Genomic DNA, 25,508 nt, shown 5'->3' on the forward strand with positions numbered 1-25,508 from the left:
AAACGGCGATCCCTCTTTTCTCTCTTTGCCGCGCTACCTGCCACTGCGTGCCTCTGGTATGATGAGTCCAATTTGCTAAAGCTGTGTAATGGAAATCTCACTATGGTCATTAAGGCGCAGAGCCCGGCGGGTTTCGCGGAAGAGTACATCATTGAAAGCATCTGGAATAATCGTTTCCCTGCGGGGTCCATTCTTCCGGCTGAACGCGAACTCTCTGAACTGATTGGCGTCACTCGCACCACGCTGCGTGAAGTGCTTCAGCGACTGGCGCGCGATGGCTGGTTGACGATCCAGCACGGCAAGCCAACAAAAGTGAACAACTTCTGGGAAACCTCCGGGCTGAACATTCTTGAAACGCTGGCGCGTCTCGATCATGAAAGCGTGCCGCAACTCATTGATAATCTGCTCTCCGTTCGCACCAACATCGCGACGATCTTCATTCGTACGGCTTTCCGTCAGCATCCGGAAGATGCGCTTGCGGTACTGGCCAGTGCCAACGAAGTGGAAGATCATGCCGACGCGTTTGCCACCCTCGATTACAACGTCTTCCGTGGGCTGGCGTTTGCCTCCGGCAATCCGGTGTACGGTCTGATCCTCAACGGCATGAAAGGGCTCTACACCCGCATTGGTCGCCACTACTTTGCCAATCCAGAAGCCCGCAGCCTGGCGCTGGGCTTCTACCATAAGCTGAGCAAGCTGTGCTCTGAAGGCCTGCACGATCAGGTTTATGAGACGGTGCGCCGCTACGGTCACGATTCCGGTGAAATCTGGCACCGTATGCAGAAAACGCTGCCGGGCGATTTGGCGATTCAGAGCCGCTGAAATAAAAAACCTCTCGTATGAGAGGTTTTTTTTCGTCGGGTGGCGGCTACGCCTTACCCGACCTACGGGTCTTGTAGGCCCGGTAAGCGTAGCGCCACCGGGCAAAAAAGGCTGCACTACAGCGTATTCAACCGCGCCGGGCAGCGTTCCAGCAGCTCAACGCTCCCGTCTTCATTCTGCTGCTCCAGCTGCACATCAAAGCCCCACAGGCGATGCACATGCTTCAGCACCTCTTTACGCCCTTTATCCAGCGGCGCGCGATTGTGCGGGATATAGCGCAGCGTCAGGGAGCGGTCACCGCGTAAATCCACGTTCCAGACCTGGATATTCGGTTCAAGGTTGCTCAGGTTGTACTGGGAAGAGAGGCGAGAGCGGATCTCACGGTATCCCTCCTCGTTGTGGATTGCGGAGATCTCCAGATAGTTGTTGCGGTCATCGTCCAGCACGGTGAAGAAGCGGAAGTCACGCATGATCTTCGGCGACATAAACTGGCTGATGAAGCTCTCATCCTTAAAGTCGCGCATCGCAAAGTGCAGCGTTTCCAGCCAGTCAGATCCGGCGATATCCGGGAACCAGTACTTGTCTTCTTCCGTCGGCGACTGGCAGATACGCTTGATGTCCTGGAACATGGCAAAGCCAAGCGCATACGGGTTAATGCCGCTGTACCACGGGCTGTTGTAGGGCGGCTGGAACACCACGTTGGTATGGCTGTGGAGAAACTCCATCATGAACCGCTCGGTAACTTTCCCCTCGTCATACAGGTGGTTGAGGATGGTGTAGTGCCAGAATGTCGCCCAGCCTTCGTTCATCACCTGCGTCTGCTTTTGCGGATAGAAATACTGGCTCACCTTGCGCACGATACGCAGGATCTCACGCTGCCACGGCTCCAGCAGCGGGGCGTTCTTCTCCATAAAATAGAGCAGGTTTTCCTGGGGCTCGGACGGATAGCGACGCGCTTCGGCGATCGTTTTTTCCTCCTCACGCTTCGGCAGGGTACGCCACAGCATGTTCACCTGGCTCTGGAGATACTCTTCGCGGCTTTTCTGCCGCGCTTTCTCCTCCTGGAGGGAGATTTTCTGCGGACGTTTGTAGCGATCAACGCCGTAGTTCATCAGCGCGTGGCAGGAGTCGAGCAGTTTTTCCACTTCGTCCACGCCGTAGCGCTCTTCGCAGTCGGTAATGTATTTACGGGCGAAGATCAGGTAATCGACGATGGAGCTGGCATCCGTCCAGCTGCGGAACAGATAGTTATTCTTGAAAAAAGAGTTATGCCCGTAGCAGGCGTGCGCCATCACCAGCGCCTGCATGGTAATGGTGTTCTCTTCCATTAAATAGGCGATACACGGATTGGAGTTGATGACGATTTCATACGCCAGACCCTGCTGGCCGTGCTTATACAGCCGCTCCGTTTCAATAAATTTCTTACCAAACGACCAGTGCGGATAGTTGATCGGCATCCCGACGCTGGAGTAGGCGTCCATCATCTGTTCGGACGTAATGACTTCAATCTGATGGGGGTAGGTATCCAGGCGATACAGTTTTGCGACCCGGTCGATCTCGGCGAGGTAAACATCCAGCAGCTCGAAGGTCCAGTCGGGTCCATCGCTCAGACGTGTGTTGTCCTTGTTCAGGGAATCAATAGTAGCCATTAGCGCGCCCTCGTTGTGGGTGCTCTCTCTGTCTGGAGAGCCTCCTTTCAAGCATAGATCAACGTGTTAAAAAGCGTGCTGAGGCAGAAATTTTTTCTTTGCGATTTCGCGTTTTTGATACGGCAAAAAAAGGGCGTCCCTCAGCATATTATGCTGGTTAAAAATAACGCGCAGCAGGAGATCCCAAATTAGCACTATCCCCTGATGCTGGGGGATGTGTGAGGTAAGTCACCATAAAAAAGTCGTATGTTGAATAATATTTTCAACTAGGTTATCAATCTGTAATTAGAAGATTGTTCTTTTGCACATAATGGAGTGGCTATGCGTGTTGTCATACTGGGAAGTGGTGTCGTTGGGGTAACCAGCGCCTGGTATTTAAGTCAGGCGGGACATGACGTCACCGTTATCGATCGTGAGTCAGGCCCTGCGCTGGAAACCAGCGCGGCGAACGCCGGGCAAATCTCTCCCGGCTATGCGGCACCGTGGGCAGCGCCGGGCGTTCCGCTGAAGGCGATTAAATGGATGTTCCAGCGCCACGCGCCGCTGGCCATCAGCCTTGACGGCACGCAGTTCCAGCTGAAGTGGATGTGGCAGATGCTGCGCAACTGCGACACCCGCCACTACATGGAGAATAAAGGGCGCATGGTGCGCCTGGCGGAATACAGCCGCGACTGCCTGAAAGCGCTGCGCGCGTCGACGGGGATTGAGTATGAAGGCCGTCAGGGCGGAACGCTGCAGCTGTTCCGCACGGCGCAGCAGTACGAAAATGCCACCCGCGATATCGCCGTGCTGGAAGATGCCGGCGTACCGTACCAGCTGCTGGAAGCCAGCCAGCTTGGTCAGGTTGAACCGGCGCTGGCGGAAGTGGCGCATAAGCTGACGGGCGGCCTGCGCCTGCCGAACGACGAAACCGGCGACTGCCAGCTCTTTACGCAGCGTCTGGCGCAGATGTGCGAGCAGGCGGGGGTGAAGTTCCGCTTTAACACCGCTGTCGACAAGCTGCTGTCGGAAGGGGAAAAAATTTACGGCGTGAAGTGTGGCGAAGAGGTGATCAAAGCGGATGCTTACGTCATGGCGTTTGGCTCGTACTCCACCGCCATGCTGAAGGGCATTCTCGATATTCCGGTCTACCCGCTAAAAGGCTACTCGCTGACCATTCCGGTAAAAGAGGAGAGCGGCGCACCGGTTTCTACCATTCTGGATGAAACCTACAAAATCGCCATTACCCGCTTCGATAACCGCATCCGCGTAGGCGGCATGGCGGAGATCGTTGGCTTCAATACCGAGCTGCTGAAACCGCGTCGTGAAACGCTGGAGATGGTGGTTGGGGATCTCTTCCCGCGCGGTGGCTTTGTCGAGCAGGCGACGTTCTGGACCGGCCTGCGTCCGATGACGCCGGACGGTACGCCGATTGTGGGGCGCACGCCGTTCAAAAACCTGTGGACCAATACCGGACACGGCACCCTTGGCTGGACGATGGCCTGTGGCTCCGGCCAGCTGCTGAGCGACCTGATTTCCGGACGCACGCCAGCCATTCCGTTTGACGATTTAAGCGCCGCGCGCTATCAATCGGGGTTTACGCCGTCGCGTCCACAGCACCTGCACGGCGCGCATAACTAAGGAGTTGTCATGTCCCGTCCTGTTCTGGCTCAGCTGAACCTGCAGGCCCTGAAGGATAACCTGCAGATTGTTCGCCGGGCGGCACCTGGCGCACGCGTGTGGTCGGTCGTGAAAGCGAATGCCTACGGCCACGGCATTGACCGTATCTGGAGCGCGCTGAGCGCCACCGATGGCTTTGCGTTACTTAATCTGGAAGAGGCTATTCTGCTGCGCGAGCGCGGCTGGAAAGGGCCCATACTGCTGCTCGAGGGCTTCTTCCACGCCGACGATCTGCCGCTGCTGGATAAGTACCGGCTGACCACCAGCGTTCACAGCAACTGGCAGATCAAAGCGATTCAGGATGCGAAGCTCCATGCTCCGCTGGATATCTATCTCAAGGTGAACAGCGGCATGAACCGCCTGGGCTTCCAGCCTGAGCGGGTGCATACGGTCTGGCAGCAGCTGCGCGCGCTGAAGAACGTAGGTGAAATGACGCTGATGGCGCATTTTGCCGACGCGGAAAAACCGGAGGGCATTGCCGATGCCATGGTCCGCATTGAGCAGGCGGCAGAAGGGCTGGACTGTCCGCGCTCGCTGTCCAACTCGGCGGCCACGCTCTGGCATCCCGAGGCGCATTACAACTGGGTGCGTCCGGGGATCGTTCTGTACGGCGCGTCCCCCTCGGGCCAGTGGCAGGATATCGCCAACAGCGGCCTGAAGCCGGTAATGACCCTGCGCAGCGAAATCATTGGTGTGCAAACCCTGAAGGCTGGCGACACGGTGGGCTACGGCAGCCGCTATCGAGCACAGGGCGAGCAGCGGATTGGTATCGTGGCGGGCGGCTATGCCGATGGCTACCCGCGCATTGCGCCGACCGGCACGCCTGTGTGGGTCGATGGGGTCCGCACGGGAACGGTAGGCACCGTATCAATGGATATGCTGGCCGTTGACCTGACGCCCTGCCCGCAGGCGGGCATCGGTTCCCCGGTTGAGCTGTGGGGTAACGAAATCAAAATTGATGACGTTGCCGCAGCAGCAGGGACGGTAGGGTATGAACTGATGTGCGCGCTGGCACCAAGGGTGCCGGTTGTGACGGTGTAACAAATGTTTGTGTCGGGTGGCGGCTTCGCCTTACCCGACCTACAAAACCCTCGAGTGTAGGCCGGGTAAGCGTTAGCGCCACCCGGCAAAAAAACCGCTACTCCGCTTCCTCTTCCATCGGCCTCAAACCGACTTTCCTCACAGCGTTATCTTCTTTCTCTGCTACCGTCCAGATCATCCCGGCAAACTCGACCTGATCGCCCACGACCGGGGCAGCGCCAAGCCGCTGCTGGATGATTTCGCCCAGCGTTTGCTGGCTATCTCCGTCTTCAGCACCTTCATCCAGGCCGTAAATCAGCGCCACATCGGCAAACCTGGCGCTGGCTTCCAGAATGAAATCGCCGAAGAAACGCTGGTCCAGCGCCACCGGAGGCGACTGGCTGAACAGCTTGCCCAGTGCGGGCAGGTCGCGCTCGCGGCCAATCACGCACAGAATATCCCCTTCGCGCAGGCGGGTGCTGCCGGTAGGGTGCAGCAGAACATTGTCGCGGAACAGGGCGGCAATGCGCGTTTCGGCCGGCATGTGCAAATCGCGCAGCGAAGCCCCCACGCACCATTTGTCGGCGCTCAGCTGATAGACGAACTGTTCCCATGGGTTTTCCGGATGAATGTCGAGCCCCACGCGGGAAACCGGCCAGCCCACGGGAGGCACCACCACTTTGGCTTTTTTCGCCGCCCACCCGAGGGATGTTCCCTGGAACAGCAGCGAAATCAGCACCACGAAGAACGCCACGTTAAAGAACAGCCGGGCGTTATCCAGACCCGCCATCATCGGGAAGACGGCAAGGATAATCGGCACCGCGCCGCGCAGGCCCACCCAACTGATGAATATCCGCTCGCGCAGGTTGAAGCCGCGAAACGGCAGCAAACCTGCAAATACCGACAGCGGACGGGCGAAAAAGATCATCCACGCGGACAGCAGCAGCGCCGGAACCGCGATGGGCAGCAGGTCTGAAGGGGTGACCAGAAGCCCAAGCACCAGGAACATGCCGATCTGCGCCAGCCAGGCCAGACCGTCGAAGTTCTGCAAAATGGCATGGCGGTTGCGAATAGGGCGGTTGCCCATCAGGAACCCGCAGAGGTAGACGGCGAGAATGCCGCTGCCGTCCAGCGCCGTGGTAACGGCAAAAATGAGGATGCCGCCGCTCAGCGCCAGCAACGGGTAAAGCCCCAACGGCAGCGATATGCGGTTGATTGTCTGCTGAAGCAGATAGCCGCCCGCCAGGCCGATGACAATCCCAAGGCCAAACTGCTGCAGGATATGCCACGCAAACGTCCAGCTCAGCCCGCTTTCGTGCTGCTGAATCATCTCGATAAGCGTAATGGTGAGAAACACCGCCATCGGGTCGTTACTGCCGGATTCAATCTCAAGCGTGGAGCCAACACGTTCGTTGAGCCCTTTTCCACCAAGCAGAGAAAACACCGCTGCCGCATCGGTTGAGCCGACAATCGCGCCAATCAGCAAACCTTCCATGATATTGAGATGGAAAAGCCACGCGGCCATCATTCCGGTGAGGCCGGAGGTTATCAACACGCCAACCGTCGCGAGCGACAGCGCGGGCCCTAAGGCCACGCGGAAGGAGCTCGCCTGGGTGCGCATGCCGCCGTCCAGCAGGATCACCGCCAGCGCCAGGTTACTCACCATGTAGGCGAAAGGATAGTTATCGAATGGGATACCGCCAATGCCATCAATGCCGGCCAGCATGCCGATGGCGAGGAAAATAACAAGAATAGGTATGCCGAGACGCGATGAAAATGAACTTAATAAAATACTGCTGGTTACAAGGACCGAACCCAGAATGAAAAGGCTGATTATCGCTGCGGCATCCAATGTTCTCTTACTCCCACCTCAATGTTAACGCTGTTACTAAAACCCTAACATATTAACGACGGCAACAGCGTTTTATTAAGGGGGTATAACGGCTTTTTTATGCCTTTATGACAGGATGGCCGCTGATGGTCAGCCGGGAGCCGGAATCATTATGGATCAGGGAGGCGTGCGCCCCCAGCGCCAGGGTCACGGTGCGCTGCTCATGGCCAAAATCCAGACCGGCGATCACCGGAACATCCAGCCGCGAGCGAATGAACTCAATCATGGTTTCCAGGGAGTAACCCGCGTCATAGTCATTCGGGGCAGAGCCGCTGAAGCTGCCCAGCACGATCGCGGACTGGCGCTCAAGAATACCGGCATGATAGAGCTGCAAGAGCATGCGCTCGACGCGGAACGGATGTTCGTTGATATCTTCCAGCACCAGAATGCCGTCCTCGATGTGCGGCATCCACGGCGTGCCGATAAGCGAAACCAGCATCGCCAGGTTGCCGCCCCAGAGCTGGCCTTCACATTCCCAGTGCGGTCCATTCCCCTGCCACTCCACGCTGTAGGTGGGATTGCGCAGCGCGCGCCAGAAGTGTTCCACGGTGAACGCATTCAGCTCCGGGGCGCCGAAATTACCGGCCAGCATCGGGCCGCTGAAGGTGATAACGTTATGCAGCGCCAGCAGCCCAAGCTGGATGACGCTGAAATCGCTGTGGCCGCATATCAGCAGCGGATCCTGCTGCTGGCGCTGCGCCAGGCCCTGCCAGTCAATGCTTTCCAGCAGCCTGCTCGCGCCATATCCGCCGCGCACCGCCAGCACTATGCTATTTTCACCCTTCAGGCTGACCAGGCTGTTGATATCATTCAGCCGCTGCGCTTCGGTACCGGCAAAACGCTGCTGGCGGCGGGGGATAATCGTCTGATTTTCTACCCGGTGGCCCGACTCCAGCAAACGCTGAACGCCCCGCTGCGCCGCGTCCTGGTTAATGCAGTAGCCCGACGGCGCGATGAGATGAAACTGAGACATGGCAATTCCTTGCTGAATGAGAAACTAATTGTCTATATCATGCCGCTTATACGCCGCCTGCTTCAAGAGCGGCGCACCGCGATGACCGGCTATAAGGATAGATGACGTGAAATTGAGATGGTTTGCTTTTTTGATTGTGTTGCTCGCTGGCTGTAGTTCAAAACATGATTATCAAAACCCGCCCTGGAACCCGGAAGTGCCGGTGAAGCGCGCGATGCAGTGGATGCCGATCAGTGAACAAGCCGGGAAAGCCTGGGGCGTCAGTCCGCGTCTCATCACGGCGATCATTGCGGTGGAGTCCGGCGGTAATCCCACGCTTGTCAGCAAATCCAACGCGGTGGGGCTGATGCAGCTTAAAGCGTCAACGGCGGGGAAAGAAGTTTACCGCTATATGGGCTGGAGCGGTCAGCCGTCGACCAGCGAGCTGAAGAATCCGGAACGCAACATTTCAATGGGCACGGCCTATCTGAGCATCATGGAGCACGGCGTGCTGAAGGGCATTAAGGATCCGGAGGTGATGCAGTACGCGCTGGTGGTCTCTTACGTTAACGGTGCCGGCGCGTTGCTGAGAACGTTCTCCTCTGACCGCAAAGAGGCGATAGAAGAGATTAACGGCATGGACAAAGACGAATTCTTTGAGCATGTGGCGAAAAATCACCCGGCACCACAGGCGCCTCGTTATATCTGGAAAGTACAGAAAGCGATGGATGCCATGTAATGCCGCAGACGGGCGGCGGTCACGCTGCCCGATGTTCCTTACAGAACTTTATTTGCGCGTTCCCGCGCCTCGCGCTCCAGGGAGTAGATAATGCGCTGCAGCTCGCGCTCTGCGCCGGGCCCGACATTCAGGAAACGGAAGCTCAGACGCGGCGTCGTGATGGTTTCATTTTTGCTGTCCACGACGGTGCGGTCACTGATGGCAATCAGCTGTGCATCGAAATAAAAGCGCCCCCAGCCCCCCATATCCAGTTCAATTTGCGTAAACCGCATGCCTTCTACCAGTCCGTCGGGTTTCGGCGTATCCATCAGCGCGCCCATACCGCCCAGCGACAGATCGAAGAGACGGAAGCGAATCTCTTTTTTATCCGGCATTTTGGCCTTGCAGAAGTAGGCTGGGTGAAGCGGGGCGTTGATGCGGAAATATTCGCGACGCTGGACAAACCAGAGATTGCCAGGAAGGGGGGTCACAAAGGCCGGAAGCCCCTGATATTCGCTCAGTTCCAGTCGCGACAGGACAAACTCCACTTTGGCGCCCTGCGTTTCGGCCATCACGGCGATATTCTCCGCCTTCAGCGCCGCGCGGTTTTCATACTCCTGGCTGCCTAAATCAATCACCAGCCGCTCCTGCGAGGCGTCAAGGATCTTGCTGATGAACTGATTATTCGACCAGCTGATGCGCAGCGGCACTTCACCTTTTTGCAGGTCGCGTAATACCCCTAATACAGCCAGCGGATTTTGCTTGAGGAACTGCTCACTGTAATGACTCACGCCGGATGGCTCCTTGATAGATGACAGACTGTCTTAGCGTTATCGGCAATCTGCGATGAAACTTAATACAAACCGGTGAGTTTTTTTTGCCTGTTTAGACAAAGATAAGTCGGTGAGAAGAAAATGATTTTCCGGCGATGACCTATACTTATGTTAGCTGTGCAGAAGGTTTTCTGCGCATGCGTTAAACCTGCAAGAGGGCATCGCTATGGGTATCATCGCCTGGATTATCTTTGGTCTTATTGCTGGCGCTATCGCGAAATTGATCATGCCGGGAAACGATGGCGGCGGCTTTATTTTGACCTGTGTACTCGGGGTCGTTGGTGCGGTTGTGGGCGGCTGGCTGGCGACGATGTTTGGCTTAGGAGGCAACATAAGTGGTTTTGACCTGCACAGTTTTCTGGTCGCTGTCGTGGGCGCCATTGTGGTGCTGGGCATATTCAGGTTACTGCGACGAGCATAACATGACGTAAACGGCTCTCTGCGGAGGGCCGTTTTTTTGGCTGCGTATTGATTTGTTAATCTAAATGATAATAATTGTCGTTCCGTATCGCATCTAACAACAAGACGACATTATGACTCCTTCACGTTTTACGCTATGCGCCCTGGCAGGCGCCGTCTCGCTCGCACTGCACGTTCCGGCATTCGCCGAAGAATCCACTATCGTCGTCACCGGCGCAGAGCAGGGCAGCGCGCTGCCGGCCTGGACGAACAGCGCCACGAAATCGGCCGTTGCTGAAAGTAAAACGCCGCAGGTCATCACGACCCTCTCTGCGCCGGAAATTGATAAGCGCCATGCGAATTCCGTGAATGAAATCCTGCGCTATGCGCCAGGGGTCTCAACCGAGGTGCGGGGAAATACCTCCTACATGAGCGAATATAAAATTCGTGGCTTTACCGTCGACCAGGAGTTCTACAACGGGCTGCAGCTGCCCTATAACGTCACCGGCAATACCAAAGCCCGCATCGATCCGCTGTTAATTGACAGCGTTGATATCCTGAAAGGCCCCTCATCGGTTCTCTACGGCGGCGGCTCGCCGGGCGGGCTGGTGAATATCCAGAGTAAAAAGCCACAGCGAGAAGCGCGAACCGAATTCGGATTTAACACCGGCAACCGCAACCTGAAAGAGGGCTATCTCGACTCAACCGGTCAGATCGCCGACAGCGACTGGAACTACCGTCTGCTGGGGAAAGCGACGGAAAATGACGATCAGCCGCACACCACCCGGTATGAAAACTACCTGGTTGCCCCGTCCGTCACCTGGCAACCCGACAGCAAAACCCGCCTGACTCTGGATGCGCTGGCGCAGAACTCCCCGAGCCTGACGCCGTCGAACCCGCTGCCGCTCGCCTACCTGCGCTCGAAATACGCGGGCAAGCGCGACTACGCCGGTGATGAGTGGAACGGATTTAAGCAGCGCCAGTGGATGCTGGGCTACAGCTTTGAACATGCGTTCGACAGCGGCTGGGGCTTTAACCAGAAGGCGCGCTATTTCGACGTCGATACGCATCAGCGCAGCGTCTATGCGACGGGCACGGGAAGCGAGGTCTATCAGCTCAACCGCTTTGCCTACACCACCGATGAAGATCTGCAGAGCTTCAACATCGATAACCAGGTGACTAAAACCGTGGCGCTGGGTGACTGGCAACACCATCTGCTGGCCGGGTTTGACTATCAGAAGCTGAATTCCCATTTCCACTACCGTTACGCGTCGGCCACGCCGGGCATGGATATGCGCAACCCTGACTATTCGCAGATCGGCGAAAGCGCGCTGGGCCTGTATACCGCCCAGAAAAACCGTCTGAGCTATCAGCAGAACGGCTACTACCTGCAGGATCAGGTGGAGTGGGGGGGCTTAAATCTGCTGGGCAGCCTGCGCTACGACGATTATCGCTCCGTGACCACCAATTATCTGCAAAACGGTGATAAGGACTGGGTCTCTCAGGATCGCGTCACCAAACGCCTGGGCGCGCTTTACGCTTTTGATAATGGTCTGTCACCGTTTATCAGCTATTCCGAAGGCTTTGCACCAGTGTCGCCGAAGGGAACGCTCGCGGCGAAAGACGTCAAACCGACCACCAGCAAGCAGGTGGAGGGCGGCGTGAAATATCTGCTGGCCGACTACGCCACCACCTTTACCGCCTCGGTGTTCAACATCCGTCAGAAAAATGTCGTCACCTCCGATCCGGGCTTCCTGAACTATCGTCAGACCGGGGAGGTGGAATCCAAAGGGGCTGAGCTGTCTGCCATCAGCCGCCCGACGGACAACCTGACGCTGATTGCGAACTATGCCTACACCCACGCGATCAATACGGAAGATGATAAGTACAAAGGGAAACGTCCAACGCAGGTGCCGGAGAATGCCTTCAATCTCTGGGGGGATTACACCTTTGAGAACACGCCGCTGAAAGGGCTGATGCTGGGGGCGGGGGCGCGCTATACCGGCCCGATGGAAATCTCACCCGCTAACGATGCGGGTAAGCTGGGCGGTACCACCCAGTACGATCTGTCGGCATCCTACCGGATGGGCGAAATCCTGCCTTCGCTGGCAGGGCTGACGCTTAAGGCCAGTGCGCAGAACATCACCAACAAAGAGACGCTGACCTGCTACGATGCGACCAACTGCTGGATTGGGCGCGACAGAACGTATCAGTTAGGGGCGAGTTACAGTTTCTAAGCAAAGCCCTGTGAGTTTAAAAAGTAGGCCGGGTAAGGCGTAGCCGCCACCCGGCAATACTCACTTACTGCGCCGTCGCCTTCACCGGCGCCCCCTCATCATTCGCGGCAGGCCGATTCTCCGGCACGCTGTCGCACGGTTTCTCTTTCGGGCAGACCCGATCCAGCATCTTCAGCGTCACCCCGTTGCTCCAGCCGAAGCCGTCCTGCAGCGGATACTCGCCGCCGCCGCCGCCCGTACCGGTTGTCGACACGTCGTATTTCTCGACCAGTTTCTTTTCCCGGTCATAAGTATGCTGAACGTTTTTCAGGAAGCGCCAGGTCACATCCATTGAGACCTTTTCTTGCCCGTAATTCTGCAACCCTTCCGCCGCCACCCATTGCAGCGGGGCCCAGCCGTTTGGCGCATCCCACTGTTGACCGCTGTTGACGGTGGTGGTCGCTATTCCGCCCGGCTGCAGCAGACGTGAGGAGGTTGCCGCAGCGACTTTATCGGCACGATCCTGCGCCGCCGCCTTCACGTAAAGCGGGAACAGGGTCGCAGCCGTGAGCTGATTGCGTACCTTCTTACTCTTCAGATCGTAATCGGCGTACCAGCCCTCTTTATCATTCCACAGGTGGCTCTCGATGGCTTTCTGGCGCGCGGTGGCCAGCGCCTCATACTTGTTTGCGCTGGCGGCATCGCCGCTTTCCTGGCTTGCCCGGGCCAGCAGTTTTTCCATCTTGAACATCAGGGCATTCAGGTCCACGGGCACAATGCTGGTGGTCCGGATGGTGCCGAGTTTTTGCGGATCGTCCATCCAGCGGGAACTAAAGTCCCATCCCGAGGCCGCGGCGGAACGCAAATCACGGTAGATCTCGGTTGCCGGTCGGTTAGGGTTACTTTTCGCGGTATTCACATCGTCAAGCCAGGACTCCGGGCGCGGGGTGTCGCGATCGTCCCAGTAGCGGTTGAGGATCGCGCCGTCATCCAGTTTCACCACGCGTTTGCTTGCCTGGCCCGGCTGCAGGGCATCGACGCCGTCCATCCAGTAGGCATACTCTTTCTCCATCTGCGGACGATATTTTTTCAGCGCATCGCTGTCATGGGTCGCCAGCAGTTCAACCATCAGTGAGAAAAACGGCGGCTGGGAGCGGCTCAGGTAATAGCTGCGGTTGCCGTTGGGAATGTGGCCGAAGGTGTCGATCTCATACGCAAAGTTATCCACCATGTCGCTGATTTTGTCCCAATGATCGCTCTCAGCCAGGCCCAGCATGGTGAAGTAGCTGTCCCAGTAGTAGACCTCGCGGAAACGACCGCCGGGCACAACGTAAGGCTTCGGTAACGGCAGAAGGGAATCCCATTTGTTGCTGGCTTTATCGGTGGTGCGCGTCAGTACGGGCCAAAGATCGTCAATGTGCTCACGTAACGATTGCCCCGCCGGTGGAACATACTTTTCTCCCTCTTCTGGGAGGGTGAAATTCATCTCGACAAAATGGCGCAGGTCAAAGCTGGACTGCGCGTGCTGCATCCTGTAATCCGCCAGAATCATCAGCGGGTCACTTTTGGGGACTGCATCCGCAAAGGTTTTTTGATCGGGAAACAGTTTAGCGCTTTGCACATCACTGAAGAGGGGCCCCAGTAAAATATCGGGCGGGGTTGTCTGAGTCGCAGGCTGTTCGTTGGCATAGCCAAACGTTGCGACACCGAGCAGCGCGCCTCCCAGCGCGAGATGTAAACAAGCGGGGCGCAATGTACGAGGTTTTATCATCTTTTCGTCTCCTGTCTTTACCGGGCAGCGTGACCGCTGTTGTCAATCACCTGAAAACCTTAGACGAATATTGCCCGCTTCGCGTGTTGAATATCCCATTTTGCGCAGAACCAGACAAATTACCGCGTTCTCAGGCAGGCTGCAGGACGTTTGATAATTTGTTGTGGGAATGAAACCGGTCTAATTATTATCTTAAATAATTATATTTGTATTTTATATAATTAACGTCGGGTAAGTTGATGAAATAATAATGTGAGGCGAGTTGTGTTTCTCTCGTTAATAATAAAGGAATTATTCTGCCCGGTTCACACAAGTTAAAATTCGTAATTCAGTTATCAAAAAACATAATAGCGTTCCTGACTGTATTTGTACGAAATGGCGAAACTCAATCATTGGGTATTTCCTTTTTAATCAGGACGGAATCTATGAAATTAAAGAAAATGGTCATATTGACAGGTGCGCTCTATTCCGGGGCGCTTTTAGCCGCCCAGTCCTCAGCAAGCGTGGAGGAAAAGCTGGCGCAGCTGGAAGCGCAAATCGAAGTGCTTAAGCAGCAACAGGCGACGGTACAGCAGGCAGCGACGGTCACCGTGCAGTCAGAGGAGCCGGTCAACAACGAGGCGCCGCCGAAACTGACGCTGTCAGGTTTTGGCGATATTAAATTTTATGGTGACGTTGAGCTTAATATGGATGCTGCCAGTAAAACGGGTAGCCTGACGTCTGTTAAGCAAAGCGCTAATAACGACTGGGCACCCGGGGATAAAGAACGCTGGGATATTAATGGCCGTATTCTGCTGGGTTTTGATGGTTATCGTAAAATGAATAACGGAAATTATGCCGGATTCTCCGTTCAGCCGCTCGGCGATCTTGCTGGGCAAATGTATCTGGATGACGCCGTATTTTTCTTCGGTTCTGAAAAAGACTGGGAAATTAAGGTTGGTCGCTTCGAAGCGTATGATATGTTTCCGCTCAATCAGGATACCTTTGTGGAATACTCGGGCAATACGGCAGACGACCTTTACAGCGATGGCTACGGCTATATCTATATGCTGAAAGAGGGGCGTGGCCGAACCGACAGCGGCGGTAACTTCCTGGTGAGCAAGACGCTGGACAACTGGTATTTCGAACTGAATACCCTGTTTAAGGACGGCAGCGATCTGTACGTCGACCAGCGTTATCACGGCGCGGAGCTTGAGAACGATAAAAACGTCGCCTACGTGCGCCCGGTTGTCTCATGGCAGAGCGGACCGTTTTCAACCGCGTTCGCTATGGAGACCAACCTGGTAAACAACGCTTACGGCTATCGTGACGATGCCGGGCGCTGGGTCGATCAGTCAGACCGGACCGGCTACGGGTTTACTATGACCTGGGACGGACTTAAAACCGATCCGGAGAACGGGGTGGTCATGAACTTCAACACGGCTTACCTGGACGCCACGGGCGAAACCGACTTTACCTCAGGCATCAATGCCCTTTGGCGTAATTTTGAGCTGGGCTATATCTATGCTCATAACGAAATCGACGAGTTTAATACCTCAACCTTTGACGCCGAGTGTGAAAACGACTGCTGGATCAGCGACCCGGGCGAGTACGACATTCATACCATCCATACGTCGTACCTCATTCCGAACGTCATGAAGATGAAAAACTTCAACATCTATCTGGGCGCGTATGCGTCCTGGGTCAACGCCTCTCCAAAAGAGGGTGACAATAAAAACGACGATCGCTACGGCGGACGCGTACGCTTTAAATACTATTTCTGATGCCGTACGCCAGTCAGGCTTCTTCCGGAGTCTGGCTGGCTTCCCGCAGCGTGCCCGGCGCATGGCCAATGATGCGCTTAAATGCCCGGCTAAAAGCCGCCAGCGATCCGTAACCCAGCCGCAGCGCGACGGTTTCGATCGGCTGGTTTTCATGACGAATATACTGAATGGCCAGCCGCATTCTCAGCTCGCTGAGATATTTTGCCGGTGTCGTTCCCGTCGCCGCGAGAAACCGTTCCGCGAAAACGGATCGGGAAGTCCCGGCTTCTTTTGCCAGATCGGCGACGCTCCAGTTCAGGCCAGGCTGTTGGTGCATAGCGTAAATGGCCCGGCTCAGGCGCGGGTCGCGCAGCACCTGCACCCAGCCGGTGGCTTTGCCACAGCCGCCTTCAACCCAGCCCCGCACAATTAACGCCGCCACCACATCGGCCAGCCGCGCAAGGATCCCGGCATACCCGGCCTGACGCGCCGCGGATTCCCGCTCCATTGCCGCCAGCAGCGGATGAATTTCCGGCCAGGTGGACATCAGCCGACTAACCATCATCACTTCCGGCATCGCCTTGATCAGCGGCTGCATGCCGCCCAGCTCAAAATCCATGCATCCGCTAAAGATAAGGGTGTTCTCGCTCTCCGGGCAGGGCTCGCAGGTGATAGCACAGACCGAGCTGCAGATAGGCTCGCTCGGAAAGGCGTTGACAGGGGTAAGGGTGGCCTGTTCGTCAGAGAGCAGGGCATGAGAATTTCCGCCGGGAATAAAGAGGGCGTCGCCACCGCTCAGTTCGAACGTTGCACCGCTCTCCATGCGCAACAGGGCGCTACCGTGGCTCACAAAATGAAACTGCGCCCTGCCGGGAGCCTGATGAAACGCGACGCCAAATGGCGCACTGGCTTCAATCCGCCGGTATTTCACGCCTGACAGGCGCATGCCGCGTAAAAGTTCGCTGATCAAATCGGGTGACTGTACGGTCATGGCGCAACTCCGGACGAATAATCAATAAGTGGAGATTATATGTCATAGATCGTCCTGGGTGAACCTTCTATTCTTTTGCGACACTAGTCACATTTTTATAACGGGAGATCAACAGATGAGTTCATGTGTCGCGGCGAGCGAGGCGGTAGCGCCTGCAAAACCCGCCTGGCGGGCCGTCTATTCACTGGGGTTGGGGGTATTTGGTTTGATTACGGCCGAATTTCTGCCCGCCAGCTTGTTAACCCCCATGGCCGCGAGCCTGGGCGTTACCGAGGGGATGGCCGGACAAGCTGTCACCGCCACCGCGCTGGTGGCGCTGGTCACCGGATTGCTGATCACCCCGGCAACCAAGAGTATCGACCGCCGCTGGGTTCTGATGTTTTTCTCGGTGCTGCAAATTATCTCCAGCCTGCTGGTGGCCTTTGCGCCTAACCTGCACGTCCTGCTAATGGGGCGCCTGCTTCTGGGGATAGCGATCGGGGGATTCTGGGCGATGTCGACGGCCACGACGATGCGCCTGGTTCCGGCAGATAAAGTGCCGAAAGCGCTGGCGGTGATCTTCTCCAGCGTATCGATTGCCACGGTAGTCGCGGCGCCGCTGGGCAGCTATCTGGGCAGCCTGATCGGCTGGCGCAACGTTTTTGTACTCTGCATTCTGCCGAGCATGCTGGCGCTGCTGTGGCAGCTCTGGGTGCTGCCGTCCATGAAGCCGGAGAGCAGCGGTAGCCTGAGTACGCTGTTCCGCGTGCTGCGCCGTCCGGGGATGATCGGCGGCATGCTGGCAACCATCCTGATCTTCAGCGGCCATTTCGCTTTCTTTACCTACCTGCGTCCGTTCCTGGAGACGGTGGGCCAGGCGAGCGTGGAGACCATTTCACTGATCCTGCTGGGCTTTGGTATCGCCAACTTTGTGGGCACCTCCGTGGCCGGGCATCTGCTGGCACGTAATCTGCGCCTGACGCTGGCGCTGGTGCCGTTTGCGATGGGCGTTCTCGCGCTCATGATGGTCGCCTTTGGTCATCTGGCCATGCTGGACGGGCTGCTGGTCGCACTGTGGGGCTTTGCATTTGGCCTGGTTCCGGTGGGCTGGTCCACCTGGCTTGCGACCACCGTTCCGGATGAAGCCGAAAGTGCAGGGGGGCTGCTGGTGGCCTCAATCCAGCTGGCGATAAGCGCCGGTGCGGCCGGAGGTGGGGCAGTGTTTGATCTTAACGGCGCCAGCGGCGTGTTCGCGGGCAGCGGCTTCCTGCTGGTGACGGCGATGGTGATTGTGTTTATGGGTGTGAAAGTGAAAGCGGAGTGATTTTTTAGCCGGGTGAGCGTTCGTGCCACCCGGCCTCAGGTTTACAGCCCTTTCTTATCCATCAGCACCGCCAGATCCACCAGGCGGTTAGAGAAGCCCCACTCGTTGTCATACCACGCCAGGATCTTCACCATGTTCCCGCCAATGACCAGCGTGGAAAGCCCGTCGATAATCGAGGAGCGCGGGTCACCCTGGTAATCGCTGGACACCAGCGGTTCATCGCTATAACCCAGGATATCTTTCAGGGGGCCGCTGGCGGCCGCGTTGCGGAACGCGTCATTCACCTCTTCGGCGGTCACGTTGCGGCTCAGCGTCACGGTTAAATCGACAATCGATACCACCGGCACCGGCACGCGCAGGGAGTACCCGGTCAGCTTGCCGTCCAGGGAGGGAATTACTTTCCCCAGCGCTTTCGCCGCGCCGCTGGAGTAGGGCACAATCGACAGCGCCGCCGCGCGTGCACCGCGCAGATCTTTTTCCGGCTGATCGTGCAGCGCCTGGCTATTGGTGTAGGCGTGCGTCGTGTTCATCAGGCCATGCTCAATCCCGAACTGCTGGTGCAGCACCTGCGCGGCTGGTGCCAGACCGTTCGTGGTGCAACTCCCGTTGCTTACCACCGTGTGCCGGTCGGGATCGTACTGATCATGGTTGACGCCCATCACAATCGTCAGGTCGTCGTTTTTCGCGGGAGCGGAAATGATGACGCGCTTAGCGCCGCCGTGGGTGATATGCACCGCCGCTTTCTCCCGTTCAGTGAAGAAGCCGGTAGCTTCAATCACCACGTCTACCCCGGCATCACGCCACGGGATATTCGCCGGGTCGCGTTCGCTAAATACGGCGATCCGCTGGCCGTCTACCTGCAGCGCGCCGTCAGCCGCTTCAACGGGCGCGGGCAGCTTGCCCAGAAGGGAATCATGTTTCAGCAGATGGGCGAGGGTTTTACTGTCTGTCAGATCGTTGATGGCCACAATCTGAAGCGCCGGGTTGCCCAGCGCCGCGCGCAGGACATTACGCCCGATACGGCCGAAACCGTTAATACCGACCTTAACCATGGTGCACTCCTTATCTCTGTTGTCTGGAGTCACTGTAGGCGTCGGGCCGGTTGGCGTAAACGACAAAAAAGGATCAGATTACGCCATCTTGCGGCAATGAAAGCGCTGGCGGTATTCTCCGGGCGTGAGGTGAAGCTGTTTCTCAAAGATGCGGCGCAAGTTAATGCTGGTGCCAAAGCCGCTTTGCTCAGCAACGCGTTCAAGGGGATCGCGGGTCTGTTCAAGCAGCTGGCGGGCGGCGGCCAGACGCGCTTCGGTCACGTAGCGGGCAGGCGAGACCCCGGCCTCGCGGGTAAACACGCGGGTGAAGTTACGCGGGCTCATCGCCGCTTTCTCGGCCAGGTTCTCCACGCACAGATCGGCGGTGAGGTTCTGCAGGATCCAGCTTTGCACCTCGCCTATCGGCCCTGCTGTGCCGGGCTGCTGCAGGCTGTAGCGGCTGAACTGCAGCTGTCCGCCGGGACGTCGCAGATACATCACCATATCCTGCGCCACGTCGCGGGCGAGGGTAAATCCGTAGTCGTCCTCCACCAGCGCCAGGGTCAGGTCGAACCCGGAACTCACGCCGCCGGAGGTCCAGATGGGGCCGTCCTGAATGTAGAGTGGGCCGCCTTCAACCTGGATTGACGGGTACTGGGCTTGCATGGTTTCCAGCAGCCGCCAGTGGGTGGTGGCGCGACGACCGTCCAGCAAGCCGGTCTGGGCCAGCAGCATCGCGCCGCCGCAGATAGAGGCGATCCGCCGGGCGTGCGGCGCAGCGAGGTGCAGCCAGTCGACTACGGCTATGCTCTCCTGCTCGTTCATACCGCGTCCGGTGATGATAATGGTATCCAGCGGTTCACGCGGATCCAGCTCCGGCAGACGATAGTCCGCCAGCAGGTTCAGGCCGGACTGGCCGTGGATCACCTGGTGAGGCTGCGTGGTGGCGATGATAATCCGGTAGCGGGGCTGCGCAAGCCCTTCCGGATGCAGCCGGTTGGCCTGCATCAGAATGTCGGCGATACCGGCGGCTTCAAACAGCATGCCGCCGTCGGGAACGATAATCAGGATCTTCTTCATGTCCTGAAAAGTACCTTTAATACAGAATAAGTCAAGCGACGAGTGCGCTCTGTGTTTCTGGCAAAGCAAAGCGATTTAAGTTCTTTGTTATTTCAGGCGTTATCCCCGATCTTCAGGGCTCTGTCTCTGGCGAAACGGCGTCTGAAGGAATGGGTAAACGAAGCTCCCTCTATTTACATCCACAACAACGCAATCAAATCCACCGCCTCGCGTCGGGTTTCTTGTGGCGAAGCGAACTGCCCACCTGGCTGTTAATGTTCACGATTTATGCGGGCTGGTTTGCCACGCTGGCGTTCTGGCAAACGCTCGGCCTGCTGCCCGCCACGCTGCTGCTCATCGGGTTTACCGCCTGGTATATGTCGTTGCAGCATGAGCTGATCCACGGGCATCCCACCCGTTTTGCCTGGCTTAACCAGCTGTTCGGCACGCTCCCGCTGGCGGTCTGGTACCCGTACGGCCTGTACCGGGATTCCCATCTGGCCCACCATCGGTACGATAGCCTGACCCATCCGGTGGATGACCCGGAGTCGTACTATTTTACCGAGGCAAGCTGGGCGCGCTTCCCCCCTGGCAGAAGCGCCTGATTCGGGCCCGTAATACCTTTGCCGGGCGGCTTCTGCTGGCGCCGCTGCTGGATATCGTCCAGACGCTGGGCAGCGCCGTGGCGGCGTTTCGTCATCTTCACCTGCGGGCGATGACGATGTGGCTGGTTCACATCACGCTGCTGGCGGCACTCTTCGCCTGGATGACGCACGTCGGTTTTTCACCCGTCTGGTTTGTGCTGGCGGTCAGTTATCCGGCGCTGGCGCTGACCAAGGTACGATCGTTTTTCGAACATCGTGCGGCGGACGATCCGCTGGCGCGCTCCGTCATTAACGAGGCCGGGCTGTTCTGGCGGATCTTGTTTTTAAATCTCAACTATCATTCAGTACATCATGATCTACCGGGCGTGCCGTGGTACGGACTGAAGGCGATCTACCAGCAAAACCGGGAGGCGTACCGGGAGCGAAACCGCGGTTTTCTGGTCAGGGGCTACGGTGAATGGCTGCGCCGGTTCTGGAGCAGTCCCGTCGACGTCACCGTTCACCCCGGAAAGCAACAGGGGGAAGGGTATGAGTAACCTGCTGGCGTTTCCCATGTATGCGGTGGATCGCGCCGACACGCGCGCGCTCTGGCTGGCGGTAAAGGGGCTGCTGGCCGCACGCGGTGTGCCCGTCGATGATGTCCCCGACGGGCCGGAGTCCGATCTGCTCACGCACTGGCAACAGCCCGGGCTTATCCTCAGCCAGACCTGCGGTTACCCGCTGGTCACGCAGCTTCCGGACGTGCAGGTTGTCGGCTGTTTTCACTACGCGGCCCCGGGCTGCGAAGGGATCCAGTACCGCAGCTTTCTGGTGGTGCGCGAGGCGGATCGGCATCTCACGCTGGCGGATTTTCGCGGCCGACGGGCGGTCTGTAACTCTGCGGACTCGCAGTCCGGCTACAATGCGCTGCGAAAAAAAATAGCGGCTCTGGCGGCGGACGGTCCGTTTTTCGCGCAAACGTCCTTTAGCGGCAGCCATCGCCAGTCGCTGAAGGATGTCAAACGCGGAGCAGGGGATATCGCGGCCATCGACTGTGTCACCTGGGCACTGCTGCAGCGTCACGAACCGGAAGGTCTGACGGGGCTGGCTGTCATTGACCGTACCCCGCTGACGCCAGGGCTGCCGCTCATTACCTCGCCCCACACTTCGCCTGACACCCTGAACGCCCTTCGCGATGCGCTCCACGCGCTGGTGAGTTTGCCGGAACACCGGGCCGTTTGCGACGCGGTACTGATTGAGGGGTTTAGCGTCGTGACGCGTCAGGCCTACGCCTCATTGCTGGCGTGATAAATCTCCTGCGCGTCGGTAAAGCAGCGCAGCGCCAGCGAGGAGACCGGTTTTTGCCTGCGCATAATCAGGCCGACAGGGGCCTCAATGTTCGCATCGGCGATGGGGACAATCCTGAAATGGCTGTTCAGATCTTCCAGTCCGTTGTTCAGCGGCATCACGGCGCAGCATACGCCGCTTTGCACCGCCTGAATGATCTGGAACGTGGAGTCGCTCTCGAAAACGGACCTCGGTTCAATGCCAGCAGACTTAAAGCTGGCCTCCATATGCGCCCGGTAATGCATCCCTTTGGTCAGGAACCCCAGCGGAAAATCCGTCAGGTCGCGCCAGGTCAATCTCTCCTGGCCGAACTGGAAATGGCGGACGTCGTGCAGCAGGCCCATCTTCGTTTTAGGAAGCTGGATAATATCGAACTGGCTGGTGTCGATGCTGTTGAGATAGCAAATCCCCAGTTCAAGCTGATTGCGGCTGACGCCGTCGGCAATCTGCGCGGAGGACATGGAATAGAGGCTATAGGTCAGCTCCGGGTATTTTTGCGTCAGCAGGCGAATAAAGATCATCGGATCCACACTCGCCAGCGGCACCATCCCCAGACGGAGTTCTCCCACCACCTGGCCTTTGCACAGCGCGGCTTCCGCCTGTAGCCCGTCATGCGCGGCCAGCAGCGCGCGGGCCCATGCGAGGATGCGTTCACCCTCCGGCGTAAACCCTTCAAAGCGCTGCCCGCGCACAATCAGCACCAGCCCCAGCTCCTCTTCCAGGCTGCGGATGCGCATGGAGAGGGTCGGCTGGGTGATGTTGCACTGCGAGGCCGCCTTGCCAAAATGGCGGGTCTCGTCGAGCGCGATTAAATATTTTAACTGTTTAATATCCATCTTTTTCTCTGCGCGAACAGCCTTACAGCATGCGGATCTCTTTTGAGCGCAGGGTGATGCGAACCGGAACGGATTTATACGACGGCGTACCGCTGTCCTTATCCAGATAATCAAGCGGTACCAGCACGTTGGCTTCCGGATAATAGGCCCCGACGGTCCCCGGCGCGATGTTGTACGCCACCACGGTAATGTCTTCCAGACGCTGTCCGTTGCCGGGCAGGGCGGTTTCGATATCCACGCGGTCGCCGTGTTCCAGCCCTGACTGCGCCATATCGTCTTCGTTCATAAACAGCACGTCGCGACGGCCAAACACGCCACGGTAGCGGTCATCCAGGGCGTAAATGGTGGTGTTGTACTGGTCGTGGCTGCGCAGCGTGATCAGGCGCAGAACGTGCTCACCTTCACCGCTGACGTTCTCGTGTACGCCGTCGAAGACCGAGAACATCGCTTTTCCCGTCGCCGTTGGCCAGAGACGTTGCGTTGGCGGCAGCGGCATACGGAAGCCGCCGGGAACGCGGATCCGCGCGTTGTAGTTCTCAAAGCCCGGAATGGTCTGCTCGATCAGATCGCGGATGCGGTCGTAATCCTCAACCAGCGTCAGCCAGTCCACGCGGGTGTCCGGCAGGGTGGCTTTCGCCATGCCCGCGACGATAGCGGGTTCTGACCGAAGCAACGGCGAGGCGGGTTTTAGCTTGCCGGATGAGGCGTGCACCATCGACATCGAGTCTTCGACGGTAATGGACTGGCGGCCGGTGGCCTGAACATCCAGCTCGGTACGGCCAAGACACGGGAAAATAAAGGTCTCTTTGCCCACCAGCAAATGGGTACGGTTCAGCTTGGTCCCGACGTGAACGCTCAAATCGAGGGAGCCCATGGCCGGAAAGCCGCGTTCATGATCGGGCATCGCTACCGCAAAATTACCGCCGAGGCAAATGAGCGCTTTTGCGCGGCCGTCGATCATCGCCTGCGTGGCCTGCACCGCGTCATGGCCGTGGTGAGACGGTGGCTCAAAGCCGAATACATCCTTCAGACTGTTCAGGAAGGCTGGCGTGGGTTTCTCGCTAATCCCGACGGTACGGTTCCCCTGCACGTTTGAGTGACCGCGCAGCGGGCATATTCCCGCGCCGGGCTTACCGATATTCCCGCGCATCAGCAGCACGTCAGCGATCAGGCGGACGTTGGCCGTCCCTTTATTGTGCTGGGTAATGCCCATCCCGTAGGTAATAATGGTGGCATTCGATTTCGCATAGGCCTCAGCCACCTGTTTGAGTGCCCCCTGGCTCAGACCCGACTCGCGCTCAATGTCGTCCCAGCGGGTTTGTGCGATATCGTCGGCAAAGTCCTCAAAGCCCTGGGTGTGTTCGGCAATAAACGCGCGATCGAGCACGTCCCCGCGTTCGGCCTCCATTTCCAGCAGGTGTTTGGCAATCCCTTTCAGCGCGGCGGCATCGCCTCCGGCCTTCACCTGGAAATAGGTCGAGGCGATATCCGTGGAGCTGTAGGTCGCCATTTCAATCACGCTCTGCGGATCCGCAAAACGTTCCAGGGCGCGCTCGCGCAGCGGGTTAAAGACGATAATCGGCACGTTGCGGCGGGCCAGCTCGTGGAGGGTCCCCATCATGCGCGGATGGTTAGTGCCGGGGTTATGGCCGATGGAGATCACCAGTTCAGTCTTATCAAAGTCATCCAGCGAGACGGTCCCTTTCCCAATCCCGATCGAACGGGGCAAACCGACGCTGGTGGCCTCGTGACACATATTCGAGCAATCGGGGAAGTTGTTGGTGCCGTATTCGCGAGCAAACAGCTGGAACAGATAAGCCGCTTCGTTAGAGGCGCGTCCGGAGGTATAGAACTCGACCTGGTCCGGCTCGAGCCCGCGCAATACTTCGCCGATGCGTTGAAACGCCGCGTCCCAGTCGACGGGGCGGAAGGTGTCACTCGCCCGATCATAGCGCAGGGGGTGCGTGAGTCGACCGTAGCCTTCCAGCTCAAAGTCCGATTTTGCCAGCAGCGAGGAGACGCTGTTTTCGGCCAGAAACGCGGGGGTGACGCGTTTGCTGGTCGCTTCCCAGGTCACCGCTTTGGCGCCGTTCTCGCAGAACTGGAACGTCGATTTGTGTTCTTTATCAGGCCACGCGCAGCCCGGGCAGTCGAAGCCGTCAGGTTGGTTGGTGCGCAGCAGCGTCGCGGGGGCGTCAAGGGTATCCATTTGGGTGCGTACCGCAATGGCCGTTGCTTTCAATGCGCCCCAGCCGCCAGCAGGGCCGTCATAGTGTCTGATGCCTGGCACCGAGCGTCTTTTCTTGTTCATACCCACTCCTGATTTGTTCGATCACACAACGCCTGAGCTCAAAAAATCACTGACGAGAGCAATAGGTGAAAGCAATGACGACCGAATGGCAACGCACATACGGAACGGAAAAGTGCCTTAACGCAAACTCTTTTTATTACAGCAATTTATCTGGTCTGGTGTTTAAATATTTAAAGAAATTATAACGAATTTTTATCATTTTAATAATAAATCTTATCTATCGTCCGGTAGGCGAGATAGATGGCGGTGAGCAGGAAAGTATGTAGCGCCAGTAAAACTTCGAATGAAGCTGATGCGCTGGAGATATCGCCGCGATTCGCGGCTGGTGGGCTGCTAGAGGCATTTTTCAATTGAGAGAATGGCAGGAAGGTTTA

At 57.6% G+C, this 25,508-nt stretch carries 19 protein-coding genes and 1 pseudogene; 10 read left to right on the plus strand and 10 right to left on the minus strand.

Annotated elements, in window-relative coordinates; all coding sequences use genetic code 11:
• Positions 1-102 precede the first annotated feature (102 nt).
• Positions 103-822 (plus strand): fatty acid metabolism transcriptional regulator FadR, encoded by a 720-nt coding sequence (fadR, locus tag ACMGGE_RS03480; RefSeq protein WP_008500512.1) that lies wholly within the window; start codon positions 103-105, stop codon positions 820-822.
• Between the two features lie 116 nt (positions 823-938).
• On the opposite strand, the gene ACMGGE_RS03485 is transcribed toward fadR, so the two are convergent.
• Positions 939-2,471: a SpoVR family protein gene (locus ACMGGE_RS03485; RefSeq protein WP_023293929.1), complete on the minus strand. Its 1,533-nt coding sequence runs from the start codon at positions 2,469-2,471 to the stop codon at positions 939-941.
• A 321-nt stretch (positions 2,472-2,792) separates the two neighbouring features.
• Between ACMGGE_RS03485 and ACMGGE_RS03490 the strand changes: the two genes are divergently transcribed.
• Together ACMGGE_RS03490 and dadX are read left to right on the plus strand one after the other, a co-directional pair.
• Positions 2,793-4,091, plus strand: a complete 1,299-nt coding sequence (locus ACMGGE_RS03490) for a D-amino acid dehydrogenase (RefSeq protein WP_045908248.1) — start codon at positions 2,793-2,795, stop codon at positions 4,089-4,091.
• A 9-nt stretch (positions 4,092-4,100) separates the two neighbouring features.
• Entirely contained in the window at positions 4,101-5,171 is a 1,071-nt protein-coding gene (dadX, locus tag ACMGGE_RS03495) for a catabolic alanine racemase DadX (RefSeq protein WP_420293351.1), read from the plus strand.
• Between the two features lie 97 nt (positions 5,172-5,268).
• Here dadX and ACMGGE_RS03500 read toward each other — a convergent pair whose 3' ends face one another.
• Both ACMGGE_RS03500 and ldcA read right to left on the minus strand, forming a co-directional pair.
• Positions 5,269-7,002 carry a potassium/proton antiporter gene (locus tag ACMGGE_RS03500; protein WP_045908249.1) on the minus strand — a complete coding sequence of 578 codons (1,734 nt, stop codon included), beginning with the start codon at positions 7,000-7,002 and terminating at the stop codon, positions 5,269-5,271.
• A gap of 97 nt (positions 7,003-7,099) precedes the next feature.
• Positions 7,100-8,014, minus strand: a complete 915-nt coding sequence (gene ldcA / locus ACMGGE_RS03505) for a muramoyltetrapeptide carboxypeptidase (protein WP_223539152.1) — start codon at positions 8,012-8,014, stop codon at positions 7,100-7,102.
• 106 nt (positions 8,015-8,120) lie between these two features.
• Between ldcA and emtA the strand changes: the two genes are divergently transcribed.
• Entirely contained in the window at positions 8,121-8,732 is a 612-nt protein-coding gene (gene emtA / locus ACMGGE_RS03510; protein WP_024909815.1) for a membrane-bound lytic murein transglycosylase EmtA, read from the plus strand.
• Between the two features lie 38 nt (positions 8,733-8,770).
• Here the strand turns inward: emtA and ycgR are convergent, their stop codons facing one another.
• Complete coding sequence (gene ycgR, locus ACMGGE_RS03515) at positions 8,771-9,502, minus strand: flagellar brake protein YcgR (protein ID WP_048029456.1); 732 nt, start codon at positions 9,500-9,502, stop codon at positions 8,771-8,773.
• Between the two features lie 208 nt (positions 9,503-9,710).
• Between ycgR and ACMGGE_RS03520 the strand changes: the two genes are divergently transcribed.
• Both ACMGGE_RS03520 and ACMGGE_RS03525 read left to right on the plus strand, forming a co-directional pair.
• Positions 9,711-9,965, plus strand: a complete 255-nt coding sequence (locus ACMGGE_RS03520; protein WP_420293352.1) for a GlsB/YeaQ/YmgE family stress response membrane protein — start codon at positions 9,711-9,713, stop codon at positions 9,963-9,965.
• A 112-nt stretch (positions 9,966-10,077) separates the two neighbouring features.
• Positions 10,078-12,180: a TonB-dependent siderophore receptor gene (locus ACMGGE_RS03525; protein ID WP_420293353.1), complete on the plus strand. Its 2,103-nt coding sequence runs from the start codon at positions 10,078-10,080 to the stop codon at positions 12,178-12,180.
• Between the two features lie 64 nt (positions 12,181-12,244).
• On the opposite strand, the gene ACMGGE_RS03530 is transcribed toward ACMGGE_RS03525, so the two are convergent.
• Positions 12,245-13,930: an alpha,alpha-trehalase gene (locus ACMGGE_RS03530; protein ID WP_420293354.1), complete on the minus strand. Its 1,686-nt coding sequence runs from the start codon at positions 13,928-13,930 to the stop codon at positions 12,245-12,247.
• A gap of 425 nt (positions 13,931-14,355) precedes the next feature.
• Between ACMGGE_RS03530 and ACMGGE_RS03535 the strand changes: the two genes are divergently transcribed.
• Positions 14,356-15,693, plus strand: a complete 1,338-nt coding sequence (locus tag ACMGGE_RS03535; protein ID WP_048029459.1) for a carbohydrate porin — start codon at positions 14,356-14,358, stop codon at positions 15,691-15,693.
• 13 nt (positions 15,694-15,706) lie between these two features.
• On the opposite strand, the gene ACMGGE_RS03540 is transcribed toward ACMGGE_RS03535, so the two are convergent.
• The gene (locus ACMGGE_RS03540) at positions 15,707-16,663 is read right to left on the minus strand and encodes an AraC family transcriptional regulator (RefSeq protein WP_048029460.1); all 957 of its coding nucleotides are present in this window, start codon (positions 16,661-16,663) and stop codon (positions 15,707-15,709) included.
• 115 nt (positions 16,664-16,778) lie between these two features.
• Between ACMGGE_RS03540 and ACMGGE_RS03545 the strand changes: the two genes are divergently transcribed.
• Positions 16,779-17,966 carry an MFS transporter gene (locus ACMGGE_RS03545; RefSeq protein WP_032675011.1) on the plus strand — a complete coding sequence of 396 codons (1,188 nt, stop codon included), beginning with the start codon at positions 16,779-16,781 and terminating at the stop codon, positions 17,964-17,966.
• Between the two features lie 41 nt (positions 17,967-18,007).
• Here the strand turns inward: ACMGGE_RS03545 and gap are convergent, their stop codons facing one another.
• Together gap and ACMGGE_RS03555 are read right to left on the minus strand one after the other, a co-directional pair.
• Positions 18,008-19,018 (minus strand): type I glyceraldehyde-3-phosphate dehydrogenase, encoded by a 1,011-nt coding sequence (gene gap, locus ACMGGE_RS03550; protein ID WP_045908256.1) that lies wholly within the window; start codon positions 19,016-19,018, stop codon positions 18,008-18,010.
• 78 nt (positions 19,019-19,096) lie between these two features.
• Positions 19,097-20,077 (minus strand): GlxA family transcriptional regulator, encoded by a 981-nt coding sequence (locus ACMGGE_RS03555; protein ID WP_032675009.1) that lies wholly within the window; start codon positions 20,075-20,077, stop codon positions 19,097-19,099.
• A 149-nt stretch (positions 20,078-20,226) separates the two neighbouring features.
• Between ACMGGE_RS03555 and ACMGGE_RS03560 the strand changes: the two are divergent.
• Both ACMGGE_RS03560 and ACMGGE_RS03565 read left to right on the plus strand, forming a co-directional pair.
• Positions 20,227-21,197 (plus strand): annotated as a pseudogene (locus tag ACMGGE_RS03560) (fatty acid desaturase).
• Complete coding sequence (locus ACMGGE_RS03565) at positions 21,190-21,948, plus strand: phosphate/phosphite/phosphonate ABC transporter substrate-binding protein (protein WP_196351748.1); 759 nt, start codon at positions 21,190-21,192, stop codon at positions 21,946-21,948. The pseudogene ACMGGE_RS03560 and the gene ACMGGE_RS03565 overlap by 8 nt, the downstream one beginning before the upstream one ends.
• Here the strand turns inward: ACMGGE_RS03565 and ACMGGE_RS03570 are convergent.
• Together ACMGGE_RS03570 and ACMGGE_RS03575 are read right to left on the minus strand one after the other, a co-directional pair.
• On the minus strand, positions 21,927-22,823 hold the full coding sequence (locus ACMGGE_RS03570) for a LysR family transcriptional regulator (protein ID WP_032675006.1): 897 nt from the start codon (positions 22,821-22,823) through the stop codon (positions 21,927-21,929). The two genes, ACMGGE_RS03565 and ACMGGE_RS03570, sit on opposite strands and share 22 nt — an antisense overlap.
• Positions 22,824-22,845: 22 nt before the next feature.
• Positions 22,846-25,134 (minus strand): FdhF/YdeP family oxidoreductase, encoded by a 2,289-nt coding sequence (locus tag ACMGGE_RS03575; RefSeq protein WP_420293355.1) that lies wholly within the window; start codon positions 25,132-25,134, stop codon positions 22,846-22,848.
• Between the last annotated feature and the right edge of the window lie 374 nt (positions 25,135-25,508).

It is taken from the genome of Enterobacter sp. BNK-22 (genome assembly GCF_048684805.1).
GTDB lineage: Bacteria > Pseudomonadota > Gammaproteobacteria > Enterobacterales > Enterobacteriaceae > Enterobacter > Enterobacter quasiroggenkampii.

Bases quoted from the DNA above. Each gene is read 5' to 3' on its own strand.
- fadR (WP_008500512.1), top strand. From the start codon at position 103: ATGGTCATTAAGGCGCAGAGCCCGGCGGGTTTCGCGGAAGAGTACATC.
- ACMGGE_RS03485 (WP_023293929.1), bottom strand. From the start codon at position 2,471: ATGGCTACTATTGATTCCCTGAACAAGGACAACACACGTCTGAGCGAT.
- ACMGGE_RS03490 (WP_045908248.1), top strand. From the start codon at position 2,793: ATGCGTGTTGTCATACTGGGAAGTGGTGTCGTTGGGGTAACCAGCGCC.
- dadX (WP_420293351.1), top strand. From the start codon at position 4,101: ATGTCCCGTCCTGTTCTGGCTCAGCTGAACCTGCAGGCCCTGAAGGAT.
- ldcA (WP_223539152.1), bottom strand. From the start codon at position 8,014: ATGTCTCAGTTTCATCTCATCGCGCCGTCGGGCTACTGCATTAACCAG.
- ACMGGE_RS03520 (WP_420293352.1), top strand. From the start codon at position 9,711: ATGGGTATCATCGCCTGGATTATCTTTGGTCTTATTGCTGGCGCTATC.
- ACMGGE_RS03525 (WP_420293353.1), top strand. From the start codon at position 10,078: ATGACTCCTTCACGTTTTACGCTATGCGCCCTGGCAGGCGCCGTCTCG.
- ACMGGE_RS03530 (WP_420293354.1), bottom strand. From the start codon at position 13,930: ATGATAAAACCTCGTACATTGCGCCCCGCTTGTTTACATCTCGCGCTG.
- ACMGGE_RS03535 (WP_048029459.1), top strand. From the start codon at position 14,356: ATGAAATTAAAGAAAATGGTCATATTGACAGGTGCGCTCTATTCCGGG.
- ACMGGE_RS03540 (WP_048029460.1), bottom strand. From the start codon at position 16,663: ATGACCGTACAGTCACCCGATTTGATCAGCGAACTTTTACGCGGCATG.
- ACMGGE_RS03545 (WP_032675011.1), top strand. From the start codon at position 16,779: ATGAGTTCATGTGTCGCGGCGAGCGAGGCGGTAGCGCCTGCAAAACCC.
- gap (WP_045908256.1), bottom strand. From the start codon at position 19,018: ATGGTTAAGGTCGGTATTAACGGTTTCGGCCGTATCGGGCGTAATGTC.
- ACMGGE_RS03555 (WP_032675009.1), bottom strand. From the start codon at position 20,077: ATGAAGAAGATCCTGATTATCGTTCCCGACGGCGGCATGCTGTTTGAA.
- ACMGGE_RS03565 (WP_196351748.1), top strand. From the start codon at position 21,190: ATGAGTAACCTGCTGGCGTTTCCCATGTATGCGGTGGATCGCGCCGAC.
- ACMGGE_RS03570 (WP_032675006.1), bottom strand. From the start codon at position 22,823: ATGGATATTAAACAGTTAAAATATTTAATCGCGCTCGACGAGACCCGC.
- ACMGGE_RS03575 (WP_420293355.1), bottom strand. From the start codon at position 25,134: ATGAACAAGAAAAGACGCTCGGTGCCAGGCATCAGACACTATGACGGC.